We start from the raw sequence: 12,293 nt of genomic DNA, 5'->3' as shown, positions 1-12,293 counted from the left end.
GCTGTCTGTGCGCCGCCAGGGACTCGAACCCCGGACCCGCTGATTAAGAGTCAGCTGCTCTAACCAACTGAGCTAGCGGCGCTTGCTGACTCGAAAATAATACCTGGTCCTGGAGGGTGCTCCGGACCACCCGGGGCGGGGCCGGGAGGGGGGCGGGACCACCGGGCCCGAGCCCCCTAGATCGCCAGGGACAGCAGGACCGGGGCGGCCTTCCGGTTCAGGTTCTCCGCGGCTTCGCGCAGCCGGTGGGCGTGCTCGACCGGCAGGGAGAGGGCGAGGGAGCCGACCGTGGCGCCCGCGGTGATGGGGACGGCGGCGCAGACCGTGCCGACCGCGTACTCCTGGAGGTCGAGGACGGGGACCGTGGCGGCCTGGGCGTCGAGGTTGTGGAGCAGGACGCGCTCGCTGGTGATGGTGCGCGAGGTGAGGCGGGCCATCTTGTGCCGGGACAGATGGTCCCGACGGGCGTCCAGGTCGAGCTGGCCGAGCAGGCTCTTGCCGACGGCGCTGGCGTGCGCGGAGACCCGGAAGTCCACCCATTCGTTGACCTTGGGCGTGCGCGGGCCGTCGGCGACGTCGGTGACCCGGATCTCGCCGTCCACGTAACGGCTGACATAGACCGCGGCGCCGATGGAGTCGCGCAGGCCGCCGAGGGTGTGCCGGAGCTTGTCGCGCAGGGCGAGGGCGCGGTCGTGGGCGGAGCCGAGGCGGGTGAGCGAGGCGCCCGTGACGTAGGCCCCGTCGGTGATCTGCTCGACGTACCCCTCGCGGCGCAGCATGCGCAGGAGGGCGGCGAGCTGGGTGGCGGGCAGGGCGGCGCGTCGGGTCAGCTCTTCCTCGGTGACGCCGGTGCCCCGGCGCGCGACGATTTCGAGCACCCGCAGGGCGTTCTGCACCAACTGGTGGGCCGTCGTCGACTCGCGCTGCACCGCCACGGCTTCTCCCTGATCCCTGAGCCTGAGATGGAACGGTTCCGGACAGCTGGACACTGTCCACGATAACCGCCAAATACCCCCTGGGTAGGGGGTGTTGGACACAAGAGTGGCGCGTTTCCGACTCGCTGAGCAGGAACGCGCCACTCTGGCATATGCCAGATGAATACGCCGGGCGTTTTGGCCTCACGCGTTGCGCGCCGTGCTCACGGCACCGCCCGGCGCGACGCCCGTGCTCAGAGGACCGCCGAGAGGAATCCCCGCGTCCGCTCGTGCTCGGGCTCGGTGAAGATCTTCTCCGGCGGCCCGGACTCGATCACCCGGCCCGCGTCGAACATCAGCACCTGGTCGGAGATGTCCCGGGCGAAGTTCATCTCGTGGGTCACGCACAGCATCGTGATGTCGGTGGTGTGCGCGATGTCCCGCAGGACGTCCAGGACGCCCGCGACCAGCTCCGGGTCGAGCGCGGACGTCACCTCGTCCAGGAGGAGCACCTGCGGCCGCATCGCGAGGGCGCGGGCGATCGCGACGCGCTGCTGCTGGCCGCCGGAGAGCTGCGTCGGGTAGGCGTCGCAGCGGTCGCCGAGGCCGACCAGGTCGAGCAGGTCCCGGGCCCGCTGCTCCGCCTCGTCCTTGGACAGGCCGAGCACGGTGACGGGCGCCTCGGTGATGTTGCGCAGCACCTTCATGTTCGGGAAGAGGTTGAACTGCTGGAAGACCATGCCGATGTTCTTGCGGACCTCGCGCACGTGCTTCTCGCCCGCCGGGACGAGCTTGCCGTTCTTCTCCTCGTGCGTCAGATACTCCCCACCGACCTTGATCGTGCCCTCGTCCGGCTTGAGCAGGGTCATCAGCAGGCGCAGGATCGTCGTCTTGCCCGATCCGGAGGGGCCGATCAGGGTGACGTGCTTGCCGGAGGCGACGGAGAAGTCCAGCTCGTCCAGGACCGTGTTGGACCCGAAGCGCTTGACGACCTTGTCGAAGCGGATCAGCTCGCTGCCGTCCACCGCCGGGTTCGGCTGGTCCTTGGTGAGATTCGTGTCAGCGGACAAGACGGCGCTCCAGGGCTCGCAGGAGGAGGGAGGACGGGTAGGCGATGAGGATGAAGGCGACACCGACGACGGTCAGGGCCTCGGTGTACTGGAAGGTCTGCGCGGCTTCGAGACGCGAGCGCTGCAGCAGCTCCAGCACGCCGATGCTGGCGAGCAGCGGGGTGTCCTTGAGCATCGCGATCACGTAGTTGCCGAGCGCCGGGATCACGCGCCGGATCGCCTGCGGCAGGATCACCGCGGTCCAGGTGCGCGTGTACGACAGGCTGAGCGCCTTGGCCGCCTCCCACTGGCCGACGGGCACGGCCTCGATGCCCGCGCGGTACACCTGCGCGGTGTACGTCGAGTAGTGCAGGCCGATCGCGATTGTGCCGGTGGTCATCGCCGAGTACTGGATGTCCCACTCCGGCAGCACGAAGTACAGGAAGAAGAGCTGCACGAGCAGCGGCGTGTTGCGGATGAACTCGGTGACGATCCCGACCGGCCAGCGGACGAACCGCGTCGGCGCCCGGAACGCGAGCGCCCAGACGAGGCCGAGCCCGAACGAGATCAGCGAGCCGAGCGCGAGCACCTGGAGAGTGACGAGCAGCCCGTCCCAGAAGTGCGGCATGAAGTCGGAGACGGCGCCCCAGTCCCACTTGTCCGTACCGTCGTTCATGAGGCACCCCCGTTCTGCTTCACCGCGTGGGTCAGCTCGTTCGTCGACTGGCGCAGGCTCAGCCTGCGCATGATGCCGACGCCCGGCTCGGGCCGCTGTCCGATCCCGGCCTTGGCCCGGCGCTCCAGGATCCGCATCCCACGGGTCAGCAGGAACGCGAGCACGAAGTAGATGACGAGCGTGATCGAGTAGATCTCCGCGCTCTCGGTGGTGGCGAGCCGCACCAGATAGGCGGCGAAGGACACGTCACCGATGCCGAGCAGCGACACCAGGGCGGTGCCCTTGAGCAGCTCGATCAGCAGGTTGGAGAACGGCGGGATCATCTCCGGCACGGCCTGCGGCAGCAGGATGAGCCGCATCCGCTGCCACGGCGTGAAGCTCAGCGCGACCCCCGCCTCGCGCTGTGCGGGCGCCACCGCGTTCAGGGCGCCGCGGACGACCTCGGCGCCGTAGGCCCCGTACGACAGACCCAGCGCGAGCACGGCCGCCCACATCGGGACGAGCGCCCAGCCCGCGAGCTGCGGCAGGACGAAGAAGATCCAGAACATCAGCACCAGCGCCGAGGTGCCGCGGAAGATCTCGGTGTAGAACCCGGCGAAGAAGCGCACCACGCGCAGATGGTGCGTGCGCGCGATGCCGACGGCGAAGGCCACGACGGTGGCGAGCGCCGCGCTGTAGAGCGTGAGCTGAACGGTGATCCAGATGCCCGGAAGTACCCAGTGTTCCCACAGTCCCGCTGTCATTTGCACAGCTCCTCTGCGGTCAGGGTGGTCATCTCGTCCTTGGTGAAACCGAACCGTTTCAGCACCCGGAAGAGCTCGCCGCTCTTCTTCATCTTGTGGATCTCCACGTTGAAGGCGTCGCGGAGCTCGGTGTCGTTGGGGCGGAAGGTGAAGCCGCCGCCGTCGACGTGCTTCTTGCCGTCGACGAGGGGCGCGAACGCCTCCGTGGCCTCGGCCTTGCGGCTCTTCTTCACCACGCCGCGCGCGGTCAGCGCGGTGCCGCCGAACACGTCGATCCGTCCGGCCTCGACGGCGTTGAGTCCCGCCACCGGGTCCTGGAGGATCACGATGTCGCTCTCCTTGTACCCGGCGTCGACGGCGTACGCGATCTCGGCGTAGCCCGTCCCGGTCCCGAACTTGGCCTTCTTCTTCACGACGTCGGCGTACGTGTGCAGCCCCTTCGGGTTGCCCTTGCGCACGATGAAGGCGTCCAGCATCTGGTACTCGGGATCGGAGAAGATCACCTGCTGGCAGCGCTCTTTGTTGATGTACATGCCGGCCGACACGACATCGAACTGCTGGGTCTTGAGCCCGGGGATCAGCGAGCTGAAGTCGGTGGCGACGGGCTGCACGTCGTCCACGCCGAGCCGCTTGAAGATGATCTTCGCAAGCTCCACCGCCTCACCGGTGAAGTCGCCCTTGTCGTCGATGTAGCCGTACGGGGCCTCGCCCGCGATGCCGAGCCGCACCGTGCCCTGCGACTTCAGACGGGCCAGCGTGTCGCCCGTCGGCACCCGGCTGCACGCCGTCGCGCCGAGCGCGCCCGCACCCAGGACGGCGGCGGAGGCGAGCACGGATCTCCGGCGCACGCCGGGTGCGCGCTCTGTCTTGTTTGGGTTCCTCGATGGTGGAGCCATGGCCGCGCGGCTACCCGAGTCGACACGAGATATGCCGTTGAATTTCGGCCCCTGATCCGATCGTTGCGCACTTGACGTGAGCCTCGTCCCGGAGGGGACCATGGGGCGCATGGCAGACCGATACATCGAAGTCTCCCTCGCCAAGCGGGGAGTTCAGGCCACGGCGAAGCTCCTCGACGACCGGGCCCCGGTGACCTGCGCGGCGGTCTGGGACGCGCTCCCCCTGGGCGGAGAGGTGTTCCACGCGAAGTATGCCCGGAACGAGATCTACGCCCTGTTCCCGGCGTTCGCCCCCGAGGAACCCCCACTGGAGAACCCGACCATCACCCCCATCCCCGGCGACCTGTGCTATTTCACCTTCTCCGGCACGGAACTGGGCACGAAGTCCCACGGCTACGAAACAGCCCAACAGGGCACCATCGTCGACCTGGCCCTCTTCTACGAACGCAACAACCTCCTGATCAACGGCGATGTGGGCTGGGTCCCCGGCATCGTCTGGGGCCAGATCGTCGAGGGCCTGGAGGAGATGGCGGAGGCGTGCAACGACTTGTGGAGGTCGGGGGCACTGGGGGAGACGCTGAACTTCAGGCGAGCGTGAGAGCAGTCGGCCCGTCCGGCGTTTGAGGACGAGGCCGAGGGCCGACCGGCGGAGGAACGTCCCACCCGCACGGGACACCCACCCAGCGGGGGTCCAGGGGGCGGCGGCCCCCTGGTTACGGGAAGGGGCGGGGCCGGGGAACGCCACGCGCGGCGCCCCCCGCGTACAACGCCTGCGCCACCCGCAACACCAACGCGTCCGCATGCCGAGCGGCCACGATCTGCACCCCCACCGGCAACCCGTCCCCATCCACCCCACAGGGCACCGTCGCGGCAGGCTGCTGCGTCAGATTGAACGGATACGTGAACGGAGTCCACCCCGTCCACCGCCGAAGCCCGGACCTCCCCGGCACCTCGACCCCCGCCTCGAACGCGGTGACCGGCAACGCGGGCGTCACCAACAGGTCGTACGTCTCGTGGAAGAGCCCCATCCGCCGCCCCAGAGCCATCCGCACGTCAACGGCGGCCAGATAGTCGAGCGCACTGAACCGAGCCCCCTGCGCACAGATCTCCCGCAGCCCCGGGTCGAGCAACTCCCGCCGCCCGGGCGGCAACTGCTGCACGACCCGAGCGGCCCCGCCGAACCACAGCGTGTGGAAGGCCTCGACGGGATCGGTGAAGTCGGGATCGGCCTCCTCGACGTACGCGCCGAGCGAGGCCAGCGCCCCCACCGCGTCCCGCACGGCCGCGGCGACGGCGGGCCGCACCGCGACCTGCCCGCCGAGCGAGGGCGAGTAGGCGACCCGAAGCCCCCGCACCCCGCCGTCGAGCCCGTCCCGGAAGCTCCCCGCCACCGGTCCGAGGTGCGACCAGTCCCGCGCGTCCGGCGCGGAGATCACGTCAAGGAGCAGCGCCGCGTCCGCCGCGTCCCGCGTCATCGGCCCGACGTGCGCGAGCGTCCCGAACGCCGACGCCGGATACAGCGGCACCCTGCCGTACGTGGGCTTGAACCCGAAGATCCCGCAGAACGCGGCCGGAATCCGCACCGACCCGCCGCCGTCCGTGCCGAGCGACAGCGGCCCCGCGCCGAGCGCCACGGCGGCCGCGCTGCCGCCGCTGGAGCCGCCGGCGGTGCGCGAGGGATCGTACGGATTGCGCGTGACGCCGTGCCGGGGGCTGTCCGTCACGCCCTTCCAGCCGAACTCCGGCGTCGTCGTCTTGCCGACGAACACGGCGCCGTGCTCGCGCAGCCGCGCCACCGAGGGCGCGTCCTCGTCCCAACGGCCCTTCTCCGAAACGGACTTGGAGCCGCGGAAGGTGGGCGCGCCGCGCTGCAACAGGATGTCCTTCACCGTCACCGGCACCCCGTCGACGAGCCCGGCGGGCTCACCGCGCCGCCAGCGCTCCGCGCTCTCCTCGGCCCCCGCGAGCGCCCCTTCGGGGTCCAGACGTACGAACGCGTTGACGACCGGCTGGATCTCCTCGGCCCTGCGCAGCACCGCACGGGTGACATCCACGGGGCTGAATTCGCCCTTGCGGTAGCCATCGACGAGTTGTACGGCGGTGAGGTCCGTGAGCTCGGTCATGCGTGCTCCTCAGGGAGGCGGGGGCGGGGCGGGCGCCGACGACGGCCGGGCGCTGGCCGTTCGGTGCCCGTGCGCGGGCGCCGAACGATCAGTGCCCAGGGACATACCCACGTTTCTTGTCGACCACGTTCGCCAGCGGCCGGCCCGCCTCCCACTGGCCGTACAACGTCACGAACTGCGCGCCGAGTTCGTCCCGCCAGCCGACCGTGTCGCCGCTCATGTGCGGCGAGACGATCAGGCCCGGAGCGGTCCACAGCGGGCTGTCCGCGGGCAGCGGCTCCCGCTCGAAGACGTCGAGCGCGGCACCCGCGATCCACCGCTTCGACAGCGCGGCGGCGAGGTCCTCCTCCACGACGAGCTGGCCCCGGCCGACGTTGATGAAGTGCGCCGACGGCTGCATGACGCCGAAGCGGCGCACGTCGAACATGCCGCGGGTGTCGTCCGTCAGGGGCGCTGCGCACACCACCCAGTCGGCGCGCGCGAGCAGCCGGTTGAGGTCGTCCGGGCCGTGCACGCCGGTGCGCGGGGCCCGCCCGACCAGCGCGGGGGTGATGCCGAGCGCCTTCAGGGTGCGGGCGATGGCGCGGCCGATCGGCCCGGAGCCCACCACGCACGCGCGCGTGCCCGCGATCCGCCGGCTCTCGCGGTGCAGCCAGGTCCGCTCCCGTTGGAGGTCGAGGGTGCGCGGCAGATCCTTGGCCATGGCGAGCACGAGTGCGGCCACGTACTCGGCGATCGGCTCGTCGAAGACGCCCCGCGCGTTGGTCACCACCGCGTCGGACGCGGCGAGTTCGGGGCACATCAGATGGTCGACGCCCGCGCTCGCGGTGTGCACCCACGCGGGCCGCGGCCCCTCCCCGGGCCAGGCGCGCCGCACCGCGTGCGAGAGGAAGTCCCACACCAGGAGCACATCGGCGCCCGGCAGTCGCTCCGCGAGGGTGTCCTCGTCGGTGTGCAGCACCCGGGCGCGCCCGGTGAGGGAGCCGAGGCGGGGCGGGGGCGCGGGGGAGGGGGCGTCCAGTACGAGAACGGTGGGGACGGCGGGGACGGCGGGGGGCGCGGGGGTCTCGGCAGGCGCTGCGGCCCGCGCCTCGGTGCTCCGGGGCACGCCCTCACCGGGCACCGTGCTTCCGGAAGCCCCGCCCTCGGAGCCCCCGCTTCCGGCACGTGCGGCGCTCCCGGAGCCACCGCTTTCGGACATGGCAGAGAAACCGTTTCGCAACGAGAGCCCGCTTCCCTGGGAGAGCGTCAGGACGACACCGCGACGTCCCGGCGGCCGACGTTCTCAGCCGTCTGAGATGTGCGGATTGACCACGCTGGCACCCCAACCTACCTTCGTCAACAGAGGCAGTTCAGCTCAGGCACCACAGGGACGGGCACGCTGAGTGCTCCCTCCCTCGCGCACGGTGTGCTCGCCGCACACGCACCCCCGTCCCGACGTCCCGGCGCGTCGCGCGCCGCCAAGCTCCACTTCCGGCCCCCGGCCGGCCCTGTCCCTGCACGCACGAACTTAGGGCCTGCTCATGGACGTCACTTCCTTTTCCACCCTCGGCGGACCACACCCTCAGCGCGGTGTCGGTGTCGTCGCACCCTTCGACTTCGCCCTCGACCGGGAGCTGTGGCGCTGGGTCCCGGACGAGGTCTCCCTGCATCTGACGCGCACGCCGTACGTGCCCGTCGAAGTCAGCCTCGACCTGGCCCGCCTGGTCAGCGAGCACGAGACCCTGGCCGAGGCGGTGCGCGCGCTCACCGCCGCCGAACCGGAAGTCCTCGCCTACGCCTGCACCTCGGGCAGTTTCGTCGGCGGCATCGCGGGCGAGCGCGCGATGTGCGAGGCCATGTCACGCGAGGGCTCGGTCGCCTCCGTGACCACGTCCGGCGCCCTGCTCGAAGCGCTCGACGAGCTGGGCGCGCGGCGGATCGCCCTGGTCACGCCCTACACCTGGTCGGTGACCCAGTCCCTGGAGGAGTATCTGGCCGAGGCGGGCGTCTCGGTCGTCGGCCGCGCCTATCTGGGCCTCACCCGGCACATCTGGAAGGTGCCCTACCGCGATGTGGCCGACATGGCGCGGCAGGCGGCGTCCGGCCCCGTCGACGCGCTGTTCATCAGCTGCACGAACCTGCCCACGTACGACGTCATCCCGCAGCTGGAGGCGGAGCTGCGGATGCCGGTGATCTCGGCGAACCAGGTCACGATGTGGTCGTCCCTGCGCAAGCTGGGTACGCGAGCCGTGGGGCCCTACCAAGCGCTGATCAACGCGGGCGCGCGGCCGGGCACCGCGGACTTCGGTGCCCTCGAAGAGCTGGCCGAGCCACCGGTGTCACCCGCGGTGCCGCCGGCCGCGGCACCCTCGGACAGCCTGCCCGACCCGCCCGGGGGACCGTCTGGTCCCGCGGAACCCACCGGGCCCGCAGGACCGACCGCCGAAGGAGGCTGGACTTGACCGCACTCGGATTCCTCTATCCCGGACACTCGGCCGAGGACGACTACCCCCGCATGGAACAACTCCTCGACTCCGACATCCGCCTGCACGTCGTGCACACGGACATCGGCGAGGACGCGCACCGTGTGGACGCGCTCCTGGAGATGGGCTCCGCGGCGCGGCTCGCCGCCGGGGTCGAGGAACTGCGGCTGAGCGGTGCGGAGGCGGTGGTGTGGGCCTGTACCAGCGGAAGCTTCGTCTTCGGCTGGGACGGGGCGCACGACCAGGTCCGCGCGCTGGCCCGTGCCGCCGGGCTGCCCGCCTCCTCCACCTCCTTCGCCTTCGCCCACGCGGTACGTGAGCTGGGTGCCGAGCGCGTCGCCATCGCCGCCACCTATCCCGAGGACGTGGCCCTCCACTTCTCCGCCTTCCTCAAGGCGGCGGGCGTCGAGGTCGTCGGCATGCGGGGCAGTGGCATCATCACCGCCGCGGAGGTCGGCACCTGGGGCTGGGACGAGGTCCTCGCCCTCGCCCGCGCGGGCGACCACCCCGACGCGGCCGCCGTCCTCCTCCCCGACACCGCCCTCCACACGGCCGCCCACATCCAGCCCCTCGAATCAGCCCTCGGCAAGCCAGTCCTCACCGCCAACCAAGTAACCCTCTGGGAAGCCCTCCGCCTGGCCTCCCGCCGGGTGAACGCCCCCCACCTGGGCGCCCTCTTCACCAAGGAACCCATCGTCCAGATCCGCAACCCATAGCCCTGCCGGGGGGCTCCCCAACCCCGCCCCTTCCCGATCCTGGGGCTCCGCCCCAGACCCCGCTCCTCAAACGCCGGAGGGGCTAGAAGATGTGCCGGTACGTATCAGCCCGTCCGGCTCACATGCCGGATGGGGCTAGAAGATGTGCCGGTAGGTTTCAGCCCGTCCGGCTCACATGCCGGGTGGGGCTAGGAGATGTGCCGGTAGGTTTCAGCCCGTCCGGCTCACATGCCGGGTGGGGCTAGGAGATGTGCCGGTAGGTTTCAGCCCGTCCGGCGTTTGAGGACGAGGCGCGGAGCGCCGATTCGGCGGGGGCCCGTCCCACCCGCACGGGACACCCACCCCCGGGGTCCAGGGGCGGAGCCCCGGTTTCGGGAAGGGGTGGGGCTGGGGCGTCCCACGCGGGAATAAACGGAGACACCCTCCTGTTCGACCCTGCGTACCGCAAAGACGCAGGCGAGACCAGGAGGCCCCGGTGACAGTGGAGCAGAGCGGCGACGGCACCCCCGCAGGCGAAGGCGCGGCCCACCCCGCCGCCACCGCCGACGAGGGGATCCGAGCCCCGAGGCACGGCGACGCCCCCACCCCACTGTCCGTACTGGACCTGGTGACCGTGGGCGCGGGCCGCACGGCGACCGACGCCCTGCACACCAGCGTGGCCCTGGCCAAGCTGGCCGAGTCCCGCGGCTACCACCGCCACTGGGTGGCCGAGCACCACTCGATGCCGGGAGTGGCCTCCTCCTCCCCGGCGGTGATCCTCGCCCACCTGGCAGCCCACACGACCCGCATCCGCCTGGGCTCAGGCGGCGTCATGCTGCCGAACCACGCCCCCCTGGTCATCGCGGAGCAGTTCGGCACGCTGGAGGCCCTGGCCCCGGGTCGAGTGGACCTGGGCCTCGGCCGGGCCCCGGGCACGGACGGCGCGACCGCCGCCGCCCTGCGCCGCACGGACCAGCTGAACGAGGGCGCCGACGACTTCCCCCAGCAGCTCGCGGAGCTGACCCGCTTCCTGGACGACGACTTCCCCGACGGCCACCCCTACGCCCGCATCCACGCGGTCCCGGGCCCCGTCCAGTCCACCTCCCCCGGCGGCGTGCAGTCCCCGCACCGCCCGCCCATCTGGCTGCTCGGCTCGTCCGGCTTCAGCGCCCGCCTCGCGGGCATGCTCGGCCTGCCCTTCGCCTTCGCGCACCACTTCTCCGCGCAGAACACGATCCCGGCCCTCGACCTGTACCGCGAGTCGTTCCGCCCGTCCGCCGTCCTCGACGCCCCGTACGCCCTCATCGGCGTCTCGGCGCTCGCGACGGACGACGAGAAGGAGGCCCGCCGCCAGGTGATGGCGGCCGCCCTGAACATGGTCCGCCTGCGCACCGGCCGCCCCGGCCTCGTGCCGACGCCGGAGGAGGCCGAGGCGCACCGGTTCACGGACATGGAGCGGGACTTCATCACGAGCTGGAACTCCAACGTCGTCCACGGCACCGCCGACCAGGTCCGCACGGGCCTCGACGACCTCGCCAAGCGCACCGGCGCCGACGAGCTGATGCTCACGGCCAACGCGCACAGCGGCGACGTACGCCTGCGCAGCTACGAACTCATCGCGGACGCCTACGGACTGCCGAACCCCGCCTGACCGCGACCCGCACACCGCGAGAGAGGGTGCCGCCCCGACGGGGGTGGGGGCGGCACCCGAACTCCCCTCACCCGTACGACCCTTGGCGCGTCCGGCTCGCCACCCCCCGGGCCTCCGCGCCCCACCCGCTTCCCTAATCTGTCGCCATGGACATGGACACCCGCCTGCTGCGCAGCTTCACCGCCGTCGCCCAGGAGGGCGACCTCACGCGTGCCGCCGACCGCCTCTTCCTGTCGGCGTCCACGCTGACCCGGCAACTCAGGCGCCTGGAGACACAGTTGGGAATTGAGTTGTTCACGCGGTCGCGCGCCGGGATGGCCCTGACGGACGCGGGCGTGGCACTCGCCGCCGCCGCGCCCGCGGTGCTGGACGCCTGGGACGCGGCGCTGTGCTCCACGCGGGGCGCGGCGGCGCGCGCGGACCGGGTCCTGCGGGTGGGCTTCGTGACCGACGGGGCGGACGGGCTCGCGCGCCGCGGCGTCGCCGAGTTCGCGCGCCGCAGACCCGGCTGGCGGGTGCGTCTGACGCAGGCCGCGGCGGACGACCCGACGGCGGGCCTGGCCGCGGGCACCGTCGACGCGGCGCTGCTGCGGCTGCCGTTTCCCGGCCAGGAGGCCCTGGACGTCGAGGTGTTGCTGACCGAGCCGCGCCACGTCGCGCTGCCCGCCGCGCACCGACTGGCCGCGTGCGAGGAGGTCGACTTCGCCGAACTCCTCGACGAGCCCTTCGTCGCGGCCCCGCCGGAGTCCGGCTGGTGGCGCGACCACTGGCTGGCGACGGACGCACGCGAAGGCCGCCCGGCGAAGATCGGCGCCGTCACCCGCACCTTCGAGGAGTGGCTGACCGCCATAGCGGACGGCGAGGGCGTGTCCCTCGCCTCGGCGGCCACGGCCCGCGCCTGCCGCCGCCCCGACGTGGTCTACCGAGTGGTGCGCGGCATCGGCCCGGACCAGGTCGGCGTGGCCTGCAACCGGGGCGCCCAAGTTCCGCAGGAGGTACGGGACTTCGTACAGGCATGCGTCACCGCGCGCGACGAGCCGGAACCCGTGGAGTGACCGGGGGCGGCACGCGCCCCGCGAGA

12 protein-coding genes and 1 tRNA gene are annotated in these 12,293 nt (G+C 71.6%); 5 read left to right on the top strand and 8 right to left on the bottom strand.

Annotation, left to right across the window (positions count from 1 at the left end; translation table 11 throughout):
- Positions 1-8: 8 nt before the first annotated feature.
- From ACZ6BG_RS05750 to ehuB, 6 genes are all read right to left on the bottom strand, one after another.
- A tRNA-Lys gene (locus ACZ6BG_RS05750) sits at positions 9-82 on the bottom strand.
- Between the two features lie 94 nt (positions 83-176).
- Positions 177-935 carry an IclR family transcriptional regulator gene (locus ACZ6BG_RS05745; RefSeq protein WP_468997256.1) on the bottom strand — a complete coding sequence of 253 codons (759 nt, stop codon included), beginning with the start codon at positions 933-935 and terminating at the stop codon, positions 177-179.
- Positions 936-1,168: 233 nt separating this feature from the next.
- Positions 1,169-1,984, bottom strand: coding sequence for an ectoine/hydroxyectoine ABC transporter ATP-binding protein EhuA (gene ehuA, locus ACZ6BG_RS05740; RefSeq protein ID WP_468449880.1), 816 nt, complete (start codon positions 1,982-1,984; stop codon positions 1,169-1,171).
- Positions 1,974-2,639 (bottom strand): ectoine/hydroxyectoine ABC transporter permease subunit EhuD, encoded by a 666-nt coding sequence (ehuD, locus tag ACZ6BG_RS05735; protein WP_468449879.1) that lies wholly within the window; start codon positions 2,637-2,639, stop codon positions 1,974-1,976. The genes ehuA and ehuD overlap by 11 nt, the downstream gene beginning before the upstream one ends.
- The gene (ehuC, locus tag ACZ6BG_RS05730) at positions 2,636-3,382 is read right to left on the bottom strand and encodes an ectoine/hydroxyectoine ABC transporter permease subunit EhuC (protein ID WP_468997253.1); all 747 of its coding nucleotides are present in this window, start codon (positions 3,380-3,382) and stop codon (positions 2,636-2,638) included. The genes ehuD and ehuC overlap by 4 nt, the downstream gene beginning before the upstream one ends.
- Positions 3,379-4,278 (bottom strand): ectoine/hydroxyectoine ABC transporter substrate-binding protein EhuB, encoded by a 900-nt coding sequence (ehuB, locus tag ACZ6BG_RS05725; RefSeq protein ID WP_468449877.1) that lies wholly within the window; start codon positions 4,276-4,278, stop codon positions 3,379-3,381. Before ehuB ends, ehuC begins: the two co-directional genes overlap by 4 nt.
- Before the next feature lie 109 nt (positions 4,279-4,387).
- On the opposite strand from ehuB, the gene ACZ6BG_RS05720 reads away from it, so the two are divergent.
- Positions 4,388-4,876 carry a DUF3830 family protein gene (locus ACZ6BG_RS05720; protein WP_468997247.1) on the top strand — a complete coding sequence of 163 codons (489 nt, stop codon included), beginning with the start codon at positions 4,388-4,390 and terminating at the stop codon, positions 4,874-4,876.
- Between the two features lie 115 nt (positions 4,877-4,991).
- Here the strand turns inward: ACZ6BG_RS05720 and ACZ6BG_RS05715 are convergent, their stop codons facing one another.
- The gene (locus ACZ6BG_RS05715; protein ID WP_468997245.1) at positions 4,992-6,401 is read right to left on the bottom strand and encodes an amidase; all 1,410 of its coding nucleotides are present in this window, start codon (positions 6,399-6,401) and stop codon (positions 4,992-4,994) included.
- Positions 6,402-6,489: 88 nt separating this feature from the next.
- Entirely contained in the window at positions 6,490-7,422 is a 933-nt protein-coding gene (locus ACZ6BG_RS05710) for a D-2-hydroxyacid dehydrogenase (protein ID WP_468997970.1), read from the bottom strand.
- A 502-nt stretch (positions 7,423-7,924) separates the two neighbouring features.
- Here ACZ6BG_RS05710 and ACZ6BG_RS05705 point away from each other — a divergent pair.
- From ACZ6BG_RS05705 to ACZ6BG_RS05690, 4 genes are all read left to right on the top strand, one after another.
- A complete protein-coding gene (locus ACZ6BG_RS05705; RefSeq protein WP_468997243.1) occupies positions 7,925-8,845 on the top strand; it encodes a maleate cis-trans isomerase family protein in 921 nt (306 codons plus the stop codon).
- Positions 8,842-9,582, top strand: a complete 741-nt coding sequence (locus ACZ6BG_RS05700; RefSeq protein ID WP_468997240.1) for a maleate cis-trans isomerase family protein — start codon at positions 8,842-8,844, stop codon at positions 9,580-9,582. Before ACZ6BG_RS05705 ends, ACZ6BG_RS05700 begins: the two co-directional genes overlap by 4 nt.
- Before the next feature lie 553 nt (positions 9,583-10,135).
- Complete coding sequence (locus ACZ6BG_RS05695) at positions 10,136-11,212, top strand: LLM class flavin-dependent oxidoreductase (protein WP_468997966.1); 1,077 nt, start codon at positions 10,136-10,138, stop codon at positions 11,210-11,212.
- 146 nt (positions 11,213-11,358) lie between these two features.
- Positions 11,359-12,267, top strand: coding sequence for a LysR family transcriptional regulator (locus ACZ6BG_RS05690; RefSeq protein WP_468997237.1), 909 nt, complete (start codon positions 11,359-11,361; stop codon positions 12,265-12,267).
- Positions 12,268-12,293 lie beyond the last annotated feature (26 nt).

Source organism: Streptomyces sp. NPDC041205 (genome assembly GCF_055591765.1).
Note: the sequence above shows the minus strand (reverse complement) of the source record. Positions and strands in the feature narration are given on the sequence as shown.